This is a genomic window from Streptomyces viridochromogenes DSM 40736 (assembly GCF_000158955.1).
Lineage (GTDB): Bacteria > Actinomycetota > Actinomycetes > Streptomycetales > Streptomycetaceae > Streptomyces > Streptomyces venetus.
This window is the reverse complement of record NZ_GG657757.1, coordinates 5,081,025-5,102,440: the sequence shown is the minus strand read 5'-3', so window position 1 is coordinate 5,102,440 and position 21,416 is coordinate 5,081,025. Positions and strand designations below refer to the sequence as shown.

16 protein-coding genes and 1 pseudogene are annotated in these 21,416 nt (G+C 71.5%); 8 read left to right on the top strand and 9 right to left on the bottom strand.

All coding sequences use genetic code 11. From position 1 onward, the window contains the following. Positions 1–11: 11 nt before the first annotated feature. The 3 genes and pseudogenes from SSQG_RS41470 to SSQG_RS22420 all read right to left on the bottom strand — a co-directional run bounded on the left by SSQG_RS41470 (position 12) and on the right by SSQG_RS22420 (position 2,905). Entirely contained in the window at positions 12–1,628 is a 1,617-nt protein-coding gene (locus SSQG_RS41470; protein WP_158681091.1) for a hypothetical protein, read from the bottom strand. A gap of 100 nt (positions 1,629–1,728) precedes the next feature. Continuing rightward, positions 1,729–2,619: pseudogene (locus SSQG_RS22425) on the bottom strand (M20/M25/M40 family metallo-hydrolase); the annotation flags it as partial. Between the two features lie 73 nt (positions 2,620–2,692). Next, positions 2,693–2,905, bottom strand: coding sequence for a hypothetical protein (locus SSQG_RS22420; protein WP_244299224.1), 213 nt, complete (start codon positions 2,903–2,905; stop codon positions 2,693–2,695). A gap of 181 nt (positions 2,906–3,086) precedes the next feature. Here SSQG_RS22420 and SSQG_RS22415 point away from each other — a divergent pair, with 181 nt between their 5' ends. Continuing rightward, complete coding sequence (locus tag SSQG_RS22415) at positions 3,087–3,890, top strand: GNAT family N-acetyltransferase (protein WP_003992122.1); 804 nt, start codon at positions 3,087–3,089, stop codon at positions 3,888–3,890. 17 nt (positions 3,891–3,907) lie between these two features. On the opposite strand, the gene SSQG_RS22410 is transcribed toward SSQG_RS22415, so the two are convergent. Then, positions 3,908–4,258, bottom strand: a complete 351-nt coding sequence (locus tag SSQG_RS22410; protein WP_003992121.1) for a hypothetical protein — start codon at positions 4,256–4,258, stop codon at positions 3,908–3,910. A 24-nt stretch (positions 4,259–4,282) separates the two neighbouring features. Beyond that, positions 4,283–5,317: a LacI family DNA-binding transcriptional regulator gene (locus tag SSQG_RS22405; RefSeq protein ID WP_003992120.1), complete on the bottom strand. Its 1,035-nt coding sequence runs from the start codon at positions 5,315–5,317 to the stop codon at positions 4,283–4,285. 298 nt (positions 5,318–5,615) lie between these two features. Here SSQG_RS22405 and SSQG_RS22400 point away from each other — a divergent pair, with 298 nt between their 5' ends. Genes SSQG_RS22400 through SSQG_RS22385 form a run of 4 tightly spaced genes read left to right on the top strand, consistent with a single transcriptional unit; the run spans position 5,616 to position 10,386 of the window. Next, complete coding sequence (locus tag SSQG_RS22400) at positions 5,616–6,893, top strand: ABC transporter substrate-binding protein (RefSeq protein WP_003992119.1); 1,278 nt, start codon at positions 5,616–5,618, stop codon at positions 6,891–6,893. A gap of 11 nt (positions 6,894–6,904) precedes the next feature. Beyond that, a complete protein-coding gene (locus SSQG_RS22395; protein ID WP_039935347.1) occupies positions 6,905–7,888 on the top strand; it encodes a carbohydrate ABC transporter permease in 984 nt (327 codons plus the stop codon). After that, entirely contained in the window at positions 7,885–8,721 is an 837-nt protein-coding gene (locus SSQG_RS22390) for a carbohydrate ABC transporter permease (protein WP_003992117.1), read from the top strand. The genes SSQG_RS22395 and SSQG_RS22390 overlap by 4 nt, the downstream gene beginning before the upstream one ends. A gap of 24 nt (positions 8,722–8,745) precedes the next feature. Beyond that, on the top strand, positions 8,746–10,386 hold the full coding sequence (locus tag SSQG_RS22385; protein ID WP_003992116.1) for a glycoside hydrolase family 13 protein: 1,641 nt from the start codon (positions 8,746–8,748) through the stop codon (positions 10,384–10,386). 7 nt (positions 10,387–10,393) lie between these two features. Here SSQG_RS22385 and panD read toward each other — a convergent pair whose 3' ends face one another. The 4 genes from panD to SSQG_RS22360 are packed head-to-tail and all read right to left on the bottom strand — an operon-like array spanning position 10,394 to position 15,890. Further along, positions 10,394–10,834: an aspartate 1-decarboxylase gene (gene panD / locus SSQG_RS22380; RefSeq protein WP_003992115.1), complete on the bottom strand. Its 441-nt coding sequence runs from the start codon at positions 10,832–10,834 to the stop codon at positions 10,394–10,396. After that, the gene (locus SSQG_RS42915) at positions 10,752–13,556 is read right to left on the bottom strand and encodes an MFS transporter (RefSeq protein WP_244299222.1); all 2,805 of its coding nucleotides are present in this window, start codon (positions 13,554–13,556) and stop codon (positions 10,752–10,754) included. The genes panD and SSQG_RS42915 overlap by 83 nt, the downstream gene beginning before the upstream one ends. After that, positions 13,553–14,827 (bottom strand): ATP-grasp domain-containing protein, encoded by a 1,275-nt coding sequence (locus SSQG_RS22365; protein WP_003992112.1) that lies wholly within the window; start codon positions 14,825–14,827, stop codon positions 13,553–13,555. The genes SSQG_RS42915 and SSQG_RS22365 overlap by 4 nt, the downstream gene beginning before the upstream one ends. Before the next feature lie 49 nt (positions 14,828–14,876). Then, entirely contained in the window at positions 14,877–15,890 is a 1,014-nt protein-coding gene (locus SSQG_RS22360) for a hypothetical protein (protein ID WP_003992111.1), read from the bottom strand. A 248-nt stretch (positions 15,891–16,138) separates the two neighbouring features. On the opposite strand from SSQG_RS22360, the gene SSQG_RS22355 reads away from it, so the two are divergent. The 3 genes from SSQG_RS22355 (at position 16,139) to SSQG_RS22345 (ending at position 21,308) form a co-directional block, all read left to right on the top strand. Beyond that, positions 16,139–16,888, top strand: coding sequence for an SDR family oxidoreductase (locus SSQG_RS22355; RefSeq protein WP_039933400.1), 750 nt, complete (start codon positions 16,139–16,141; stop codon positions 16,886–16,888). 234 nt (positions 16,889–17,122) lie between these two features. Further along, positions 17,123–19,483 (top strand): iron-containing redox enzyme family protein, encoded by a 2,361-nt coding sequence (locus tag SSQG_RS42910; RefSeq protein ID WP_003992109.1) that lies wholly within the window; start codon positions 17,123–17,125, stop codon positions 19,481–19,483. Beyond that, positions 19,476–21,308: a carbamoyltransferase family protein gene (locus SSQG_RS22345; protein WP_003992108.1), complete on the top strand. Its 1,833-nt coding sequence runs from the start codon at positions 19,476–19,478 to the stop codon at positions 21,306–21,308. Before SSQG_RS42910 ends, SSQG_RS22345 begins: the two co-directional genes overlap by 8 nt. The last annotated feature ends 108 nt before the right edge of the window (positions 21,309–21,416 follow it).

Here is a 21,416-nt window from a genome sequence, read left to right as displayed (position 1 = left end):
CGCGGTCACGGTCACAGCACTTCGGGACTGTGCAATGCCGCCCTGCCGGCTGCGTGTGCGCGAGCTTTGACCATCCACTCTCGACTGTCCGAGGGAAGTCCGGCTCGGGTGGTGTCGACCTGGGAAGATCGACATGAATCAGCTATATGACGGCGGATCATGTGCAGGATTTCGGGATGGGTGAGGTAAGACGTATGAACCATGGACTTTCCGGCAGCGTCCAGCTGGTGGTCTGCGAGAACCGCGGACAGCCGCGTGCCGTTCATGGCTGCGCGGGCGATCAGTTGGCGCACCTCGATGCCGAGCAGCCCGGCATGCGACGCCGCTCCCTCTTCCAGTGATGTGTCGACGCGGTCCGGCAATCCGGTGACACCCGCATCAATAGGCACCGGCCAAGGCGAGACGTAGACGAGGTCGACATACGGAATATCGCACCCTTGGGCAGTGCGCCGCAGACGACCGGCCAGAAGCCTGTTGATCTTCGGCATGATCCATCCGTTTACCCCGTCATAGACTTTGTCAGTCAGCGTGGAACCAGAATAGTAGTACCCGTATCCGAACGATGCCTCGGGGGCAAGCGCGACATGTCTGAGCGGTGCGTTCAGGCGCAGCAAGGTGGGTATTTCAGGCCACGCCGCAGTCACTTTCTGTGGAATTGAACGCTGCGCGGGAGGCAAGCGCAGTTGCGAATAGTCGAGAGCCTGAGGCGGACAGAGCGTTCGAAGCCCCGTGATGGCCTCGTCCGTCGTAGCGTAAAGGCCCAGCCACCGCGCGGAGAAGTGTGCGAATGCTGACGGCGCAGCTTTTGCACGGGTGGTCACCGCATGGGCAACTTCGCTTCTTACCACGATCGAGATCGTTATCTTGAGCGCCGTCACAGAGGATGCCAACCACACAAGGATCCACATCGGGCCGACCGACCCGAAGAGGGCCAACCCCAGTCCCAGCATCACGCTCACGGCGAAAACGGTCGCGACGAACCATACGGTCCAGCTCGGAGCTTTGGCATCCTTGGCACTCACGGAGCCAGCCAACGAGAATGCGGCGTGGCGCCATCCCCTGGAAAACCAACCGCCTTCCGGCAGATGACACAGGAAAGGCGTTCCGATCGTCGTCCAGCTCCGCAGGTGGTTGAGCTTCAGCTCCTGGCCCAATTCCTGATACTTGTCAACCAGTAATTGCCTGTTACCCGCCGCCAGATCATGACCTTCAGGTGCGAGGACTCCCCGCCGCACCAGCGAGTAGTACAAATGATCAACGAGCCCGCCTTTGCGCTGAAGAATGTGACACGTCAGAAGCGCTTCCCAGATGACCGATCCGCCATGGCTGTGCCCGACCAGATGGTACCCGCGGCCTTTTCGCTCCAGTTCGAGAAGAAACGCCAGCAGGTCCATGGAGGCGAGCAGTCGCGCCGACTGTGTGTTCGCTCCACTCCAGTGGAACAGCCTGCCGTTCTGCGGCAAGCTCGTTCCTGCCGGGAGATTGCGTTCCAGCCATCTCCACGTATCGCTGCCGCGCTGCCACCATCGGCTTCCGGAATCGTTCCCGTCCTTGTCACCGGCGAAAGTGCCGTGCACAAGGATCACTACCTCGTCCTGGTTCTGCGCGTCCGCAGGTAAGTCCGCCACCCGTACATCATGCCCAGCCGGGTCCCCACGCGCTTCGAGAACGCCGATTCGCTCAACCACCGCCCTGACCAGCGAAACCAGCGGGATCCACACGCTCGGCTCAGCCGCGCAGGGGCTCCGTCAGCCGGGTCAGCAGGCCGGCGACCAGGGCGGTCTGGGCGGGCACGGTGTCGGGGTAGATGAACTCGCCCCGGGCGTGGGCGCCGTCGCCGACGGCGCCCATGCCGCACAGGACCGGCAGGCCGAGGGCGGCCACGAAGTTGGCGTCGCTGGCGCCGCCGACGGCCGCGTCGGGCAGCTCGGCGCGGCCCTGTTCGCGGGCGACGTCGCGGGCGAGGTGGAGCAGCGGGGCGGAGGCGGCGTTGAGGGTCATCGGCGGCCTGTTCCAGGCGTGGTCGACCTCGATCCGTACGCGGGGATCGCTCACCCCGATCGCCGCGAACTCGGCGTCGACGCGGTTCTGTTCCAACTCGCTCCTCACCCGGATGTCGATGCTGGCGGTGGCTCGTCCGGCGACGACGTTGGTGGCGCTGCCGCCCGTGATGAGCCCGGGGTTGACGGTGGTGCCCCGGTCGGGGGCGGCCACCGCCGCGGCCGCGAGGACGAACTCCGACAGTGCGGTGATGGCGCTCGCCCCGTCCTGCGGCGCGAGTCCGGCGTGCGCTTCGACGCCGGTGGCCGTCACCTTGAAGATGCCGGAGCCTTTGCGGGCGGTCTTGACGGCGCCGTGCGCGGTGGGTTCCAGGACCAGCGTGGCTTCGGCCTTCCGCGCCACCTCCTCGATCACCGGGCGGGAGGCCAGGGAGCCGATCTCCTCGTCGCCGTTGAAGAGGAAGGTGACGGTGGGGAGGGGGGTGCCGCTCTCGCGGGCCAGCTTCAGGGCCCAGATGCCCTGGGCCAGACCGGTCTTCATGTCGAAGACGCCGGGCGCGCTGAGCTTCTCGCGTCCGTCGCCGTCCGGCTCCGGCTGCTCCCATCCGGCGAGGGTGCCTCATAGTGAAAGGACCCCTAAGAGCACGGGAGCTCCGACGACTTCGCGGAGCTCCCGCGTACGACGAAACCGCTCAGTCGTCCACGCACTTGGGGTACTTCGACCCCCGGTTGCAGTCGTGGTAGTCGTACTTGCTGACCCGGAACTTGGTCTCCTCGCCCCCCTTGGCGGGATCAACGACGAGGTAGAACTTCTTCCCGTCCTTGACCTTCTCCGCGACCTTCCCCTCAGGTCCCTTGTCGAAGTCCTGGGCACATCCGGCGAGTGCGAGGACGCTGACTGCCAAGGCGGCAGCGAGGCGACGCATGTCATGCTCCGATCATTTGAAAAAACCGGGCACAGTCTAGGGGAGCACTTCGCAGTCGCGATCAAGGAACTCAGGGTGGAGGGTGAAGGACCTCCGTCGTGGGCAGTACGTTCACGGCATCGTCAACACCCGTTCTCCACAGATTATCTGAGGGAGCATCATGCCTGATCTCGCGGACTCGATCGAATCCCTGGAGCAGCTCAGCGCCGTCTGGCGCGTGATGGTGCTCGACCGGGATTCGCACGCGGACGTGTCCGATCTGCCCGGTGTCGCCGTCCGCTGGGCCGACTGCCGGTTCGCCTTCTGGAACTGTGTCACGCTGACCGAACAGGGCGCGGGTCCCGGGCTGTTGGAGCAGCGACTGGGCGAGGCCGCGGAGATCATGCGGTCCAAGGAGCGGCCCGGGTTCCTCTGGGTCTTCGAGGATCTCCTCGACGACGAGGCGCGGGCCGGGCTCGCGGGCGCCGCCGACCGGGCGGGGCTCGCGTTCGCCTTTCCCGGGACCGGTATGGCGGCGGAGTTACCGGCCCTCCCCGAGCCCGCCCATCCCGATCTCACCTTCGTGCGGGTGACCACCGACGAACAGCTGCGCGCCTACGCGGACATCAACTCGCGTGCCTACGGGTTCCCGTTGGAGGACAGGCGGGACGGGCTCGGCCGGTCCGCGCTGTGGAAGGAGCGGGTGCACGCGTACCTGGGCGTGCGCGGTGACGGCACGCCCGTGAGCTGCGCCGCCACCGTCGAGGCCGAGGGGCGGCTCTTCGTCCTGCTCGTCGCCACCCACCCGGAGTGGGAGCGGCGGGGGTACGGGGAGGCGGTGACCCGGAAGGCCCTGTACGAGGGCGCTCGCGCCACCGGGCTGACCCGGGCGACCCTGCACGCGACCGCCGCCGGAGCGCCCGTGTATCCGCGCATCGGCTTCCGGCCGAACTCCCCGATGCGCTTCTTCGCCCTCAACGGCTGATCAGGCCGGCCACCGCGTCAGTCTCCCTGCGACCAGGCGGCCACCGGGAGCGAGAGATACACGCCGAAGTCGCGCAGGCCCGTCGCGGCCGCCACGCTGTCGTGCAGCACGTCGACTCGCTCCTGGCGGTTCGCCGCCCTGCTCTCGAACCACTTCGAGCGCACCTCGATCACGAGGTCCAGGCCGCCGCGGTCCAAGGGGCCGAGCCGCCGGAAGCGCAGCTCCACATCGCCGGGCTGCAGGTCTCCGTCGTAGGGCTCCTCGGGGCACTCGACCGCCAGAGACACCAAGTGCGGCAGGACCGACCCGAGTTCGCGGAGTGTCGCCTCGGGGACGTGGGGGGCGTACGTGATCTCGACCAGCGGCATCGGGCCAGCGTATCCACGCTGCCCCTACCCGTGGTCCTCCGCGTCCCGTTCCCGGACCACCGGATGAGCCACCGGGGCCGTCGTCTCCCGTGGGATCACGTGTGTCGGCAGGACGATGTGCCCCTTGTGGTCGGCGGCGGAGTCCTCGATGAGCTTCAGCGCCAGCTCCCCGGCCTGCCGCCCCATGTCCGACGGTGACTGGGCGACCGTCGACAGGTCGAACCAGTCGGCCAGCGGCTGGTCGTCGAAGCCGAGGACGGAGACGCGTTCGGGGACGGGGATCTGGGTCTTGCGCAGGTTCCAGATGAGGGCGACCGCCACCTCGTCCTGCTCGGCGAAGATCGCGGTGGGGGGCTCGCGCAGGCTCAGCAGGGTGCCGAGCGACTCGGCGGCGGCGCGCTTGCTGCCGACCAGGGTGGACACCACCAGGTCGTCGTCGAGCGGGACACCCGCTTCGGTGAGCGCCTGCTGGTAGCCGAGCAGCCGCTCGTTGGAGCTGAACGAGAAGCCGCTCGCGCCCACGGTCTGGACGAAGGCGATCCGGCGGTGGCCGAGGTTGAGCAGGTGCCGGGTGCCGTGCAGGGCGCCGGCCACGTCGTCGACGTAGACGCTGGGGCGTCCGTCGACGTGCTGGCTGACGTAGATCACCGGCATGCCGAGGTCGTCCAGCCGGGCGGTCTCCTCGTCGGTGAGGTCGAAGGAGAACACCAGGAGCGCGTCGGCGTTGCGGCGCGCCGGGAGGTGTTCGAAGAACGCGGTGCGCTCGGCCAGGTCCGGGATCTCGTAGACGTTCAGCTGCATGCCCGCCGCCCGCAGCAGCGGGGCCAGGCTGGACAGGGCGGACCCCATGAACCACGAGTTGAGCGTCGGGACCATCACGGCGACCGTCCCGGTCCTGCCCGTGACCAGGCTCGCGGCCTGCCGCGACACGGCGAAGTTCAGCTCGCGCGCGGCCTTCTCGACGCGGGCGCGGACCTCCGGGGACACCGTGGACAGACCACGCAGGGTGCGCGAGACGGTGGAGGTGGAGACCCCGGCCCGTTCGGCCACGTCGGCCATGGTGGGGTGCCGCTGAGCTGGTGGCATGAGCGGACGGTAGCACAGCGGCCACGCCGAATCCGGGTATTCATGACAGCGCTTTCACGCGCGTGAGGCGCGGATGTTCGGCTCATTACCCCCGCGTAACGCATTGACTTCGGCAAAGTGCAGCCCTAGCTTGCAAGCGTTGTCCCGGCGAGGTTGCACGGATTCCCCTCAGACTCTCTATTGGGCTTCTGACCTGCATATTTCCTCCAAGGTTTTCGTGACAACGCAGTCTCACAAGCCGTGACCCGGTTCCGCACGACCAGGAGAGACAGTGACGACCAGAACCACCATCAGAGCGACCGCGTTCGCTGCCACCGGGCTTCTCCTCGCCGCCTGCGGCGGCGGCTCCGGCCAGGACGACGGGAAGCCGTCGTTCGAAGGGCGCGGCCCCATCACGTACGTGGCCGGCAAGGACACCACCGGCACCGTGCAGCCGATGCTCGACCGCTGGAACAAGGCGCACCCGAAGGAGAAGGTCACCTTCATCCAGCTGCCGACGGACGCGGACGCGCAGCGCCAGCAGATGATCCAGAACGCGGAGACGAAGTCCGACGCCTACACGGTGCTGTCCCTCGACGTCGTGTGGACCTCGGAGTTCGCCGCCCACCAATGGATCGACAGGCTGCCCGGGAAGCGGTTCCCGATGGGGAAGATGCTGAAGCCGGTGGTGGAGACCTCGCGCTACCGCGGCGGTCTGTACGCGGTGCCGAGCAGCTCGGACGGCGGCATGCTCTACTACCGCACCGACCTGCTGAAGAAGGCCGGCGTCACCCGGCCCCCCGCCACCTGGGGCGAGATGACCGCCGCCTGCGCCAAGGTGAAGAGGCTCCCCGAGGCGAAGGGCATGTCCTGCTACGCCGGGCAGTTCCAGAAGTACGAGGGGCTGACGGTGAACTTCGCCGAGGCAGTGCACTCCGCGGGCGGCCGGGTCACCGACGCCAACGGCACGCCGGACGTCGACACACCGGAGGCGAAGAAAGGCCTGGACTTCCTCGCCCGCTCCTTCGAGGACGGGACGATCCCCAAGGAGGCCGCCACCTACCAGGAGGAGGACGGCCGCCAGGCCTTCCAGTCCGGCAAGCTCGTCTTCCTGCGCAACTGGCCGTACATGTACTCCCTCGCCCAGAAGAGCGGCGTCAAGGGCAAGTTCGCGGTCGCGCCCCTGCCCGGTCTGAACGGACCCGGCTCCTCCAGCCTCGGCGGGCACAACATGGCCGTCTCCGCGTCAGCCCGGAACAAGGCGACGGCCCTGGACTTCATCGAGTTCATGACCAGCGAGAAGAACACCAGGACCTTCCTGGAGGACGCCTCCGTCGCCCCGCCGTACGCCGCCCTCTACGACGACAAGGCACTCATCGGGCAGTACCCGTATCTGCCCGTGCTGAAGGAGTCCATCCTGCGGGCCGTGCCGCGGCCCCGGGTCGTGCAGTACGGCGACGTCACCTCGGCCGTGCAGCAGGAGACGTACGCCGCCCTGAACGGGGAGAAGAGCAGCGAGCGGGCGCTGAAGGACCTGCAGAAGCAATTGCGGAAGGCGGTCGCGCGGTGAGGGCCGGCACCATGACCGAGCTCCCGGCGGAGACCGGCGTCCGGGCCCGGCCCCGGCGGCCGGCGGCGCGGGGCCGGGCCACCGCCGGGGCCGGGCGGCTGGCCGCGCTGCTGGTCTCCCCCACGCTGCTGGTGCTGGCGGTCGTCGTGCTCTACCCGACGCTCATGGCGCTGAAGGAGTCGCTCTACGGCGCCAAGGGCCTCGACCCCAGCACCGGGTTCATCAGCGCCACCGAGCCGTTCGTCGGCCTGCGCAACTACGCCGACATCTTCGGCGAGGCCGGGGCGCGGTTCTTCAACGCCTTCTGGAACACGACCTTCTTCACCGTCGTCACGGTCTCGCTGGAGACCGTGGTCGGGGTGGCCATGGCGCTGATCATGCACCGGGCGTTCCGGGGCCGGGCCCTGGTGCGGGCCGGGATCCTGGTGCCCTGGGCGGTGCCGACGGCGATCTCCGGACTGCTGTGGCGGTGGATCTTCAACAGCGACGGCGTCGCCAACGCGCTGCTCGGACAGCAGATCCTGTGGACCACCGAGGGCTTCCACGCCAAGGTCGCCGTCATCGTCGCCGAGGTGTGGAAGACCGCGCCCTTCATCGGACTGCTGGTCCTGGCCGGCCTCCAGGTGATCCCGAAGGAGGTCTACGAGGCGGCCCGGATGGACGGGGCCCGCCCCGTGCGCCAGTTCTGGCACATCACCCTGCCCCTGGTGAAGCCGGCGCTGCTGGTGGCCGTGCTGTTCCGCTGCATGGACGCCCTGCGGATGTTCGACCTGCCCTACATCCTCGTCGGCGCGCAGAAGCACTCGGTGGAGACGCTGTCGATGCTCGCGCAGAACGAGGCGTCCAACGTCCGCTTCGGACCGGCCTCCGCGTACGCCGTGATCCTCTTCCTCTACGTCTTCCTGATCGCGCTGGCCTTCGTGCGGCTGCTCGGCACCGACCTCGTCGGGGGCGGGGACGGCAGGAGGCCCCGTCGTACGGAGGTGACGGCATGACGACCCTCACGGCGAAGTGGCGCGGCGGGCTCGTGTACGCGGGTGTCGTCGTGGTCGTGGCCTGCTGTCTGGCCCCGTTCTACTGGATGCTGGTCTCCAGTCTCCGCCGCACCGGCGACATCTTCGACACCACGCCGCTCCCGTCTCCGCTGTCCTTCGAGAACTACCGGGCCGTGTTCGACCCCGCGCAGGGCTTCGGGCGGGCGCTGCTCAACAGCCTGGTCGTCGCCGGGATCACGACCGTGCTGGCGCTGCTGCTGGCCACGTTCACCGCGTACGCGATGGCCCGGCTGGAGTTCCGCTTCAAGCGGCTGATCCTCACCCTGATCATCGCCACCTCGATGTTCCCGGTGGTGTCGATCGTGGTGCCGCTGCTGAAGCTGTTCACCGACATCGGCTGGATCAACACCTACCAGTCGATGATCGTGCCGAGCATGTCCTTCGCGCTGCCGCTGGCGGTGTGGAACCTGACCACGTTCTTCCGGCAGATGCCGGACGAGCTGGAGCACGCCGCGATGGTCGACGGCTGCACCCGCGGCCAGGCCTTCCGCAAGGTCATCGTGCCGCTGGCCGCGCCGGGCATCTTCACCACCGCGATCATCACCTTCATCGCCGCCTGGAACGAGTTCCTCATCGCCCTGTCGATGACGAACAAACCCGGTATGCAGACCGCCACGGTCGCCATCTCCAAGTTCACCGGCGCCACGACCTACGAGACCCCGTTCGGCAGCCAGATGGCCGCGGGTGTCCTGGTCACCGTGCCGCTGGTGGTCATGGTGCTGCTCTTCCAGCGCCGCATCGTCGCCGGACTCACCGCCGGCGCCGCGAAGTAGACCCTGAGACCCCTGAGGAGCAACGTGTCCCCCACCGGCCCCTGGTGGCGCAGTGCCGTCATCTACCAGGTCTACATCCGCAGTTTCGCCGACGGGAACGGCGACGGCGTCGGCGACATCGCCGGCATCCGCTCCCGGCTGCCCTATCTCAAGTCCCTCGGCGTGGACGCGATCTGGATCAACCCCTGGTACAAGTCGCCGATGGCCGACCACGGTTACGACGTCGCCGACTTCCGCGAGATCGACCCCCGGTTCGGCACCCTGGCCGAGGCCGAGCAGCTCATCGAGGAGGCGCACGGGCACGGGATCCGCGTGATTCCCGACATCGTGCCGAACCACACCTCGGACCAGCACGCCTGGTTCCAGGAGGCCCTCGCCGCCGGCCCGGGCAGCCCGGAGCGCGAGCGGTACGTCTTCCGCCCCGGCCGGGGCGCAGACGGTTCGCAGCCGCCGAACGACTGGGTCTCCTGCTTCGGCGGCCCGGCCTGGACCCGGCTGCCCGACGGGGAGTGGTACCTGCACCTGTTCGCACCCCAGCAGCCGGACCTGAACTGGCAGCACCCCGAGGTGCGGGCCGAGTTCGAGTCGGTGCTGCGGTTCTGGTTCAGCCGGGGCGTGGACGGGTTCCGTATCGACGTGGCCCACGGCCTGATCAAGCACCCGGAGCTGCCGGACCTGCCGCCGCGCCGGGATCCGGACGCCGGGCAGCCCGTGCGGCACGTGGACCACCCGCACTGGGACCGCGACGAGGTGCACGAGATCTACCGGGCCTGGCGCAAGGTGGCCGACGAGTTCCCCGGCGACCGCTCCTTCGTCGCCGAGGCCTGGGCGGACACGCCCGAGCGGCTCGCGGCGTACGTCCGCCGGGACGGTCTGCACACGGCGTTCAACTTCGACTTCCTGATGTCGAGTTGGGACCCGAAGGACCTGCGGGCGGTCATCGACGGCTCCCTCGCGATGCTGGGCGCGGTGGGGGCGCCGGCCACCTGGGTCCTCTCCAACCACGACGTGATGCGCCACCCCAGCCGCTACGGCCGCCGGACCGTCAGGCGCTGGGTGGCCAACGAGAGCTACCGCCCGGAGGGCCCCCTCGACCTGGAACTCGGCACCCGGCGCGCGCGGGCCGCCGCCCTGCTGATGCTCGCCCTGCCCGGCGGGGCCTACGTCTACCAAGGTGAGGAACTCGGCCTCCCCGAGGTCGAGGACCTGCCCGAGGACGTCCTCCAGGACCCGACCTGGGAACGCTCGGGCCACACCGACCGGGGCCGGGACGGCTGCCGCGTCCCGATCCCCTGGTCCGGCCGGACGGCCCCCTACGGCTTCAGTCCCGAGGGCGGATCGGCCGAGCCGTGGCTGCCGCAGCCCGCCCGGTGGGCCGACCACACCGTCGAGTCGCAGGCCGGCGACCCCGGCTCCATGCTGGAGCTCTACCGCGCGGCCCTGCGCCTGCGTCACGACCACCCCGCCCTCGGCGACGGCACCATGACCTGGCTGGACGCCCCCGAGGGAGTCCTGGCCTTCCGCCGCGAGCCGGGCTTCGTCTGCGTGGTGAACCTCTCGGCCGAGCCGTGCGAACTGCCCGCGCACTCCGCGCTCCTGCTGTCCAGTGGCCCGCTCGAGAACGGCCTCCTCGGGACGGACCAGGCGGTGTGGCTGGAGGTGTGAACCGGCCTCAGCGGGCCGTCCGGGCGCCCGCGCCACTCAGGACGGCCAGGGGGTTGCGGAGGGTGTCGGTGTTCGGGACGGGGGCGGCGGGGTCGTCGCCGAGGGTGATGACGCGGTTGGCGGCGTCCACGTGGACCACGCTGGGCACGAGGGAGCGGGCCGCCGCGTCGTCGACCAGGGTGTAGCTGATGAGGATCACCGTGTCACCGGGCTCGACGAGATGGGCGGCGGCGCCGTTGATGCCGACGACGCCGCTGCCGCGCTCGCCCTCGATGACGTACGTCTCCAGGCGGGCGCCGTTGGTGACGTCGACGATGTGGACCTGCTCGCCGGGGAGCAGGTCGGCGGCGTCCATGAGGTCGGCGTCAACGGTGACGGAGCCCACGTAGTGCAGGTCGGCCTGGGTGACGGTGGCCCGGTGGATCTTGGACTTGAACATGGTGCGCATCGGAGGGGCTCCTTCGGACGGGAGGGGTGGTCGGGGTGACGCCGGGTTTGACGCCGAGTTCGGCGCCGAAGGACGTGGCGCGGTAGGCGCGGACGAGCCAGAGGCCCGGCAGGGCGGCGCTCAGGGTCATGAGGACGATCAGGAAACCGGGGGCGCCGGCGGCCAGCAGCGCGCCGGCCAGGGCGGTGCCCACCGGGGTGGTGGCGTTCATGACGGTGCGCATCAGGATGAGCGTGCGGCCGCGCAGCTCCTCCGGGATGCGGGTCAGGCGCAGCGCCTGGGAGGAGACCGTCATCGGCGTGGACAGCAGGTTGCACAGCACCAGGCCGACGAGCACGACCGGCAGGGACGGCACCAGCAGCAGGAGCAGTGAACTCCCGGCGACGGTCTGGAGGATGCCGATGCGGAGCATCTGGCGGTCGGCGGGAGGGAGCATGCCGGCACACACCGAGCCGACCAGGTTGGCCGCGCCGGACACGGCGAGGATCACGCCGAGCAGGCCGGCACCGCCGTGGAACCTCTCGCGGGCCAGCCAGGGTTCGAGAACGAGCAGCAGCCCCATGGCGAGATTGAAGAGGCCGAACCCCACGGTGATGGCGCACAGCACCCCGTCCTGCCGCAACAGCCGCGCCACAGGCCGCCAGCCACAGGACGGTCGCGTCCCGCCGGGCGGGTGCGCCCCGCCGGGCGGCTGCTTCCCTGTGCGGGGCGTCGCCTTTCGGTACGGCAGGTGCAGCGAGAGGGCGGCCAGGGCGAGTGTGCCGTAGCTCAGTGCGTCGACCAGGAGTACCCCGTGCGCGCCGGCCAGGGGGATCAGCGCGCCGCCTACGACCGGGCCGAGGATCCGGCCGACGCCGAGCGACACCGACTCCAGTGCGGCGGCGCCGTGCAGCAGCCGGGGCGGCACCAGGTCGGGCAGCATCGCCGGGACCGCGCCCAGGGGCACGATCTTCAGCAGGCCGTAGACCGCGGCGACGACGTACAGATGCTCCAGCCGTACCGGGCCCAGGAGGGCGGCCGCCGGGACGCTCGCGACGGCCAGCCCGCGCAGCACCGAGTCGGCGACCAGCACCCGGCGGCGGTCGAAGCGGTCGAGCAGCGGCCCGACGAGGGCGCCGCCGCCGATCACCGGCGCGGTGTAGCACAGACCGAGGCAGCCGAGCGCCGCCGCGTCCCCCCGCACGATCGCCAGCCAGGACAGGGCCGTCCAGGTCGCCCCGTCACCGAGGTTGCTGAGCAGGGTCCCGCACCACAGCCGACGGTAGTCCCGCAGCCGCAACGGGGCGAGGGCAGCCGTGAGCCCGGCACGGCCCGGCCGCACGCCGCCACGGGCGGGCCGCAGGCCACCGGGGGCGGGTCGCGCGCCGTCGCCGTCGCCGCGCAGACCACCGCGGGTGGGTTGCGAGGCATCGCCACCGGCACGCAGGCCATCGCCCGTAGGCCGCGAGGCGGCACCACCGGTGCTCAGGCCATCGGCGGCCGGTGTCATGCCACGGCCTCGCACTCCAGGCGGAAGCGGGCGGCGGCCTTGGCTATCGAGCTTTCCACCTGGGCCGTACCCGAGCCGCGGAAGCGGAAGCGGGCGCCCACGTGTTCGTAGCCGCCGGCCTCGGGGACGACGGTGCCCCGGGGCGGTACGACCTGGGCGTAGGGGCCGTCGTCGCGGGGGTCGAGCGGCTGGGCGGCGACGACGCGGCAGGGCGCCGGGACCGGGGTCCTGACGAGCAGCCAGCCTCCGGTGTTCCAGGACGCCGGTGCGGACAGGGCGGGCGTGCGGCCCAGCTGGACGTCGACGGCCGCCCGCATCAGGTCGATGCCGTGCACCTCGCGCCACACGAAGGGGATCTCCGCACCGCCGACCCGGCACCCGGCCTCCAGGAACCGCAGCTCGGGCCGGTCGTCGCGCCCCGGCCGACAAAACCTCCAGGTGGAACACCCCAGGCCCGTCGCTGAGCGCATCGGCGGCCCCGGGCGGTGACTCGCCAGGCGCGGCGACGAGTTCCGGGTCGTCCTCCTCACGAGCCGAGGACGCGCCGGTGGCGAAGTCGGCGCAGGTGTTGACGTACCGGGAGGCACGCCAGGGGCCGAGCGCGTCGCCGGTCCACAGTCCGTCGACGTGGTAGACGGCGTCGCCGCAGAACTCCTGCACCAGGCGCGGCTCGTCCGGCAGGGCCGCGAGCTCGGACAGGCCGGCCGGCGAGTCGACGATCAGTACGCCTCGGCTGGCGGTGCCGCGGCGCGGTTTGACCACCACCGGCCAGCCGTGCGTCGCCGCGAAGCGGGCCACGGCGTCCGGGTCCGGGGCGTCGGCGAAGGCGGGCGTGGGAAGTCCGGCCGCCGCGACGGCCTCGCACATCTGGAGCTTGTCCCGGAAGCGGGCCAGTTCACCGGGCCGCTGCCCGGGGCAGCCGAGGCGGGTGCGCAGTTCGGCCGCGGTGTCGAGATCGCCCTCGTTGAGTGCCACGACCCGGTCCACCGGTCCGAACAGCGCGGACAGCGCCGTGGCGGCGGCGTGCGCCTGCTCGATGTCGTCGGTGGCGGCGACCTCGACGATCCCGGCGGCCGCCGCGGGCAGCGAGGGCCAGCCGAGGGGGTTGGTCACGTAGGTCACGCGGTGCGCGTCGTGGTCGATGTAGTTCTCGTAGAGGGCGTGTGCGTCGCGCCAGCGGTGCAGCACGAGGACGTGCGGCCGGTGCGGGGCGGTGGCCCGGTGCTCGCTCATGGCGCGGTGACTCCGTCGGTCTCGATGCGGATGCCCTCGGCGACCCGGGCGCAGCGGTCCACCGCTTCGTCGGCGTCACGGCCGGAGGAGATGACGTACCCGGCGCTGGCGTGGGCGAGGGTGAGCAGCTCGGGGACCTGTTCACCGGGGTTGAGGGCGATCGCGGCGCCGGTCTCGTGCCGCTTGAGCTCGTCGAAGAACGGCAGGTAGAGGTCGTTGGTGACCCCCTCGGGGACCCGCCTGACCTCGGCCGGCAGACCCGGGGCGACGGCGACCGAGGTGACGGTGCCGGGGCGTGGTGTGAGGTAGCGCAGGGCGGCGCCGCCCACGGGCGCCGGGGAGGCCTCGGGCAGCGGGTCGATGCCGAGCGGCACGGTCAGCAGCATGCGGGCCGGGTCCAGGCCGAAGGCGCGCCGGGCCAGTTCGGGGGCGCCGCAGCCGCCGAGGCGGGCGTGGGACTCCAGGACGCGCGGACCGTCGGCGGTGAGCACGAACTCGCTGTAGGAGGGGCCCTCGGTCAGGCCCACGGCGTCCAGCAGCCGTTCGGTGAGCTCGCGCAGTTCGGCCTCGTGCGGGGCGGCGATCCGGCTGGGCGCGCTGACCTCCCATTCCACGAACCGTTCGTTGATCCGGTACTCGGAGAACCCGAGCACGACGTGCCGCCCGCCGAGGGAGAAGGTGTCGGCGGCGACGACCGGGCCCTCCAGGTACTCCTCGCCCAGCGCGGCCGAACCCCCGGCCTGCTCGATGGTCTTGTAGGCGAGAGACGCCTCGTGGGCGCTGGAGACCAGCAGGATGTTCCGGCTGGCGGCGCCGTCGACCGGTTTGACGACGGCCCGGCCGGTGCCGAGGCCGGTGAAGAAGTCGGCCGCGTCCTGCGGGCTGTGCAGCAGCCGGTGCCGGACCGGGCTCAGGCCGTGCTCGGCGAGCCGCTCACGGGTGAGCCGCTTGTCCTTCAGGACGCGGGCGGTCTCCTCGCCGACCCCGGGCAGGCCGAGGGCGGTCACCACATGGCCGACGGCGACACCGGCCGGCTCGGAGGTGGTGAGCACGCGGTCGAAGGGGCGCTCCTCGTGCAGGGGCCGCAGGACGTCGAGGATCGCGGGGCCGTCGTTGACGGGGGCGTGCACGACGCGTTCGCAGTGCCGGAGGATCCCGGGGTCGTAGCTGCCCTCCTCGTGGACGAGCACGACGTCGATGCCCAGTTCGCGGGCGCCGGCGATCGGTGCGGGGCGGCCGCCGACCATGGCGACGCGGTACGGGAGTGTCATGAGGTTCCTCGCTGTCGTGGGGCGGACGGGCTGCGGATGACCTCGACGGTCAGGACAGGCGCAGTTCCTCGGCGAGCAGCCGGGCCGTGAGGTCGTGGCCCAGGTCCGTGAAGTGGGCGCGGTCGACGAACAGCCAGTCGCGCGGCCCGGCGGCCTCGGCGAGCAGCGGGTTGAGGTCGAGGAAGTCGACGCCGACCTTGTTGCAGGCGAGCTGGAGCTCGTAGGCGTAGCGGCGGGCGGGCTCCATGGTGGCGATGTCGCCGTACAGCTCCCAGAAGTTGGACCGCCGGTCGAGCTCGTCGAAGAGGAGCTTCTCCTCGGGGGCCGGCTCCTCGCGGACCCAGCCGGCGAGCGGTTGCAGGACGAAGGTGATGCGGGCGCCGGTGCCCTGTGCGAGGGCCTGCCAGTTCTCCAGGTGCCGGGCGGTGAGGTCGACGGCGGAGTCGATGCGCTCCTCCAGCGGCCGCACCGGCTCCTCGGCCCGCGGTGCCGGCTTCTCCGGCCGGCCGAACAGGGAGCCGCGGCCGCGGTGGTTGCGCCTCAGTCCCTCCATCTGCTCGTAGTACTCACCGCAGTTGAAGAACCCACCGTGGTCGCCGCGCTGCTCCTCGGGCAGCCGGGCCAGGGCGAGGTTGTTCAGGCCGGAGAACACGACGATGTCGCTGACCTGCGGCAGCAGGTGGCGGTACAGGGAGAACAGCAGGAACTCCTGGGCGGAGTTGTAGCTGCGGCCCGCGAAGTTCAGCCAGGGCGCGGCGGGGGCGTGGGTGCTCCACAGGCGGGACGGCAGGGTCGCCGCGTCGCCGGTGGCGCCGATGCCGAACGCCGTGGAGCTGCCGGCGAACAGCCGGACGGGCGTCTCGGGCAGCTCGGCCACGGACGCGCGCTGTCCGTCGGGGCCGTGGGAGTAGCGGAAGCCCAGTGCGTCGGTGTTGACCGCGTCCGAGCGGTACTGGGCGCGGTGGAAGTACATCAGGTACGGGAGCCAGCGGGTGCGGCCCCGGTCGTCGAAGTCGTCGTACTGCAGCATCTGCGGGGTGAGCGTCACCCTCTGCTCCGTCATGCCGTCCTCCCGGTGCTCCGGTCCTGTGCGGTTCACCGGTGACTCTTCCGGCGTCGGGAGCGCCGCGGAACCCTCACAAATACGCGGCCGCACAGGCATGAAGGACCCCGGGCCGCGCTGCACAACCCTGCACTGCACGCCTTTGACCCTTCCGGGCGCCGGGCGGCGCCCGCACAGTCGTCGTGGGTCCAGGCCCCGTACGGACCCCGTTGGACCCCGTGCGAACGACGACTTCGAGGAAGGCCGGTATGACGACGACCGCCGTGGTGACAGGAGCGAGCAGTGGGATCGGGGCCGCCGTGGCGCGGCGGCTGGCCAAGGAGGGGTACGACGTCGTGCTGGTGGCCCGGCGCGGCGAGCTGCTCGACCGGGTGGCCGCAGAGACGGGCGGCCGGGCCGTCGTCCTGGACGTCACCGACGCCGAGGCCGTGCGCGCCTTCGCGGACACGCTCGACGCCTGCGACGTGCTGGTGAACAACGCCGGCGGGGCGCTCGGCGCGGACACCGTGGCCGAGGGCTCGCCGGCGCACTGGCAGCAGATGTACTCCGTCAACGTGCTGGGCACGCTGCACCTCACGCAGGCGCTGCTGCCGCTGCTCAGGCAGGACGGGGGCGGCACGGTCGTGAACATCACCTCGACCGCGGCGCACTGCACCTATGAGAGCGGCGGCGGGTACAGCGCGGCGAAGCACGCCCAGTACGCGCTCGGGGAGACGCTGCGGCTCGAACTGTGCGGGGAGCCGGTGCGGGTGGTGGAGGTCGCGCCCGGGATGGTGCACACCGAGGAGTTCGCGCTGAACCGTTTCCACGGCGACCGGGAGCGGGCGTCGGCCGTCTACGCCGGGGTCGACCGGCCGCTGCGGGCCGAGGACGTCGCCGAGTGCGTGTCCTTCGCCGTCGCCCTGCCGCAGCACGTGAACGTCGACCAGCTCGTCGTCCGGCCGCTCGCCCAGGCCGCCCAGCACAAGACGCACCGCGGTCCGCTGTTCCAGAGCTGAGTCCGCTGTTCCAGAGCTGATCCGTCGCCCCACTCGCAGAAAATCGCTCACAGAAAACGGAGAACCCGGTATGGCCGCCCTGCGCAGCGCCCTCGCCCGCCTCATCGCCACCCGCCTGTTCCGCTCCCGCAAGAGCAAGCAGCCGGACGCCTCGATCTATCCCATGTTCTGATCCGCCGCACGTCGAAGCGCTGGGAGCACTGGGAGTACCGGGAGTACCGGGAGGGGAAGACCGTGAACACAGCAGCGTCCCGCACCGTCTACGCGACGGCGGCGGACCCCGAGTGCGGGCCACCGGGTACGCGCTTGCTCGCCGCGATCCGTACGGAGATCGGGACGGGGGGCGACGCGGGGGGCGGGTCGGCGGGCGACCGGGCGGGCGAGGAGCCGCAGGCGCTCCGCTCCTCCGTCGCCGCCTGGTCGCGGGACGCCGCCCGGCGGTTCCGGGAGCTGTACGGCACGTGCGACTCCGACGGGTCCCGGGACGCCCTCGTGCGGCGGGTCGCGCTCGACTGCGCGCCGTTGGCCCTGGTGTCCGGGGCGTGGCTGCAAGGGCTGAGCTCGCCGGGTGGCGCGGAGGATCCCGAGTCGCTGCGGGTGCTGGCCCGTTACGCGCAGGACGTGGGCGTGGGCCGGCCGGGCGCGAGCCGTGGCAGTGCCTTTCTGGCCCTGCTGCGGGATCTGGAGCTCGCCGAGTACGCCTCCTCCGCGCCCACCCTCGCCCATGACCGGCGGATCGACGACGACGCGTTCGGCCTGCCCGCCCGGCTGCTCACCATGAGCCGCGCACCGGAGCGGTTCCGCGACGAGCTGCTCGGCGCCGACGCGTGCCTGCGGGCGACCGGCCTGCTCCCGCCGCTCGCCCTGCTCCGCGAGGCCTGGCCGGACGCGCGGTGGGAGCGGATCGACCTGTCCTCGGCGCGGGCCGGGACCGACGGGAGGTGCCCGGACCCGGACCGTTCGCCGGAGGCCCGGGCCGGATTCCGCTGGGCCTTCGCCGCCCTGCGCCGGTGGGCCGACGGCCTGTACCTCCGGCTCGAAGCGGCCCGGGACCCCGCCCACGGTGTGGCCGAGCTGCTGCGGGAGCGGGCGCGGGAAGCCGCCGTGTACCACCATGACTTCCGGTTGGAGGGGCGGCCGCTCGCCGACTGGCTGGCGGAGTGCCGCAGCGACCCGTGGCCGCTGGTCGGCGCCCTGGCCCGCAGCCGGCTCGTACGGCCCGGCCGTGCGGAGGCGAGCCCGCTGGTCAACGGGCTCGTCGGCGAACGCGGTGCGATGTTCCGGGTGTTCACACCCGAGGAGCTGACGGTCCTCCGACACTGGATCGACTCACTGCCCACCGACACCGCCGACACCGCCGACACCACCGACACCACCGGCCACGAGGCCCCGGCACCGGCGCGCCGCCGGGGGGACCGCCCGCAGAGTCCCGCCCGCTCCACGCCCCCCGGCGCGGCCTCCCATCACACCGGGCGAACACCGGAGTCGGGCCGACACGCGGGCGCCCGCCCGGCGCTCCGAGAGCCGACCGTGCACACACCACAGCCCGCCCCACACGCCAACACCCGCCCCGCATGCCGGGAGTTCGCCCCGGGCGCCGTAGGGCCCGGCCGAGCGGCGGACGACCCGGCGTCGCGGAAGTCGGCGCGCTCGGACGTCCTGCCCGCCTGGCGTTCGGACGGGGACGAGTGGGGGCGGGAGCCGGAGGGGCTGCGGGAGGCGTACCGGATGTTGCAGAGCCGGACGGACACCCCGGCGCTGTGCGACTGGGCCGCCGGTTACGCGCGGGACTGGCTCGACCGGGCTCGCCGCAGCGTGGACCAGGGCGCCTACCGGCTGCCGGACGGCTGGCCCGCCGGAGGGCTGCGGTCCTGGCTGTCGGAGCAGCACGAGCGGCACGCCGAGGAGTTCACCGCCGGCCAGGACGCGCCGCTGCCGTCCCGTGAGGTGCTGGTGGAGTCGACGCTCCAGCTCGCCCCGCTGACCATGATCGACGGCGCGTGGCTGCACGGTTTCACCGACTACGCGCTCGCCGCCGCCCAGCCCGGGTGCGCGCTCTTCGAGACGTACTGGGACGAGCTCGGCAATGGCGACCCGGACCTCAACCACCCGAGGATCTACCGGGAGTTGCTGGCCGAGATGGGCGTCGAACCGCCGCCCGGCGGCTCCGCCGAGTTCGCGGGCTGGCCGCGCTTCGCGGAGGAGTCGTTCGCGCTGCCCGTCTTCTGGCTGGCCGTGGGCCGCTTCCCGCGCACCCTCCAGCCCGAGATCCTCGGCCTGAACCTCGCCATGGAGCTGTCCGGCGTCGGCGGCTCCTACCGCCGGGCCCGGCTGGCCCTGCGCCGGCACGGCTTCAGCACCCGCTTCGTGGACATCCACAACACCATCGACAACGTCGCCGGCGGACACGCCGCCTGGGCCTGCGACGCCGTCGACAGCCATCTCGCCGCGCTGCCGGGCGGCGGCTCCGGGGCCCGTGAGGCCGCCTGGGCCCGGGTCCGCGCCGGCTTCCGTTCGCTGTCCCTCGACCCCGGCCCGACCATGTCCCCGGCCCGCCGTCTGGTCCGCCGTTTGAGGAGAACCGTTCATGCCTGACCTGGTGCTCGGCATATCCGCCTTCTACCACGACAGCGCGGCCGCCCTGGTCGCCGACGGCACCCCCGTCGCGGCGGCACAGGAGGAGCGGTTCAGCCGCCGCCGCCACGATCCGTCCTTCCCCGCGCGTGCCGTCGAGTACTGCCTGGACGAGGCCGGGGTGGACCTGGAGGACGTGGCCGCCATCGCCTACTACGAGGACCCGGCGCTCAAGTTCCGCCGGGTGCTGGACAGTTACCTGCGGGCCGCCCCGTTCGGCTTCGCCTCGTTCGCCGACGGGCTGCCCGTCTGGCTCGCCCGCAAGCGCCGCGCCGACCGGGTGGTGGCCGACGAGCTGGCCGGGCTGGGGCGCGGCCGGGTGCCCGAGGTGCGGGTGCTGCGCCATCACCGCTCGCACGCCGCGTCCGCGTTCCTGCCGAGCCCGTACGAGTCGGCCGCCGTGCTGTGCGTCGACGGCGTCGGCGAGTGGGCCACCACCAGCCTGTGGCACGGGCGGGGCGGCAGCCTGACGAACCTGGCCGAGCTGCGTTTCCCGCACTCCCTGGGCCTGCTGTACTCGGCGTTCACGTACTACTGCGGCTTCAAGGTCGACTCCGGCGAGTACAAGCTGATGGGGCTCGCGCCCTACGGCCGGCCCCGGTACGCGGACGTGATCAGGGAGAAGCTGATCGACGTCAGGCCGGACGGGTCGTTCCGGCTGAACATGCGGTACTTCGCGTTCCTGCGCGGGCAGCGGATGACGGGCCCCGCCTTCGACCGGCTCTTCGGCGGCCCCCGGCGCACGCCCGAAGGCCCGCTCACCCAGCGGGAGTTCGACCTGGCGGCGTCGGTGCAGCAGGTCACCGAGGAGGTCATGATCGCCCTGGCCCGCACGGCCCGGGAGCGCACCGGCGAGCGCCGGCTGTGCCTGGCCGGCGGTGTGGCGCTGAACTGCGTGGCGAACGGCAAGCTGATCGAGGAGGGGATCTTCGACGAGGTGTGGGTGCAGCCCGCCGCCGGGGACGCCGGGGGCGCGCTCGGAGCCGCGCTCGACGTGGCGCGGGAGCGCGGGGCGCCCCGCGCCCATCTGGGCGGCGGGCAGGACGCGATGTCGGGTTCGCTGCTCGGTCCGGCCCACGACGACGAGGAGATCGCCGCGTACCTCGACGGTCTGGGCGTGCCCTACACCCGGCTGGATCCGGACGCCCTGGCGGACCGGGTGGCCAAGGAGCTAGCGTCGGGGCGGATCGTCGGCTGGTTCCAGGGCCGGGCGGAGTTCGGCCCGCGTGCCCTCGGGGCCCGGTCGATCCTGGGCGATCCGCGTGATCCGCGGATGCGGTCCGCCATGAACCTCAAGATCAAGTTCCGGGAGTCGTTCCGCCCGTTCGCGCCCGCCGTGCTCGACGAGGACGCCCGGGACTACTTCGATCTGCGCCAGGAGAGCCCGTACATGCTCGTGGTCGGCCAGGTCGCCGGCCGGCAGCGGCTTCAGGCGCGGGACACCGGCGCCACCGGGCTCGACCTGCTGAAGGTCGCGCGGTCGACGATCCCGGCGGTGACCCACGTCGACTCCTCGGCCCGGGTCCAGACGGTGTCCGCGCACCGCAACGCGCCCTTCCACCGGCTGCTGACCGCCTTCCGGGCGGAGACGGGCTGCCCGGTGCTGGTGAACACGTCCTTCAACGTGCGGGGCGAGCCGATCGTCAACTCCCCACAGGACGCCTACACCTGCTTCATGCGCACCGACATCGACCTGCTCGCCCTCGGCGGCTTCCTGCTGGACAAGTCGGAGCAGCCGCCCTGGCGGGAGCAGGGCGACTGGCGCACCGAGATCCCGCTCGACTGAGCGAGCCCCACCTTTCTTCAGCACGACACCGAGGAGCACCACACCATGCTCAAACCCGCCCTTTTTATACTGTATTTCCTGGTCATCACCCCCCTGGGGCTGGCGGCG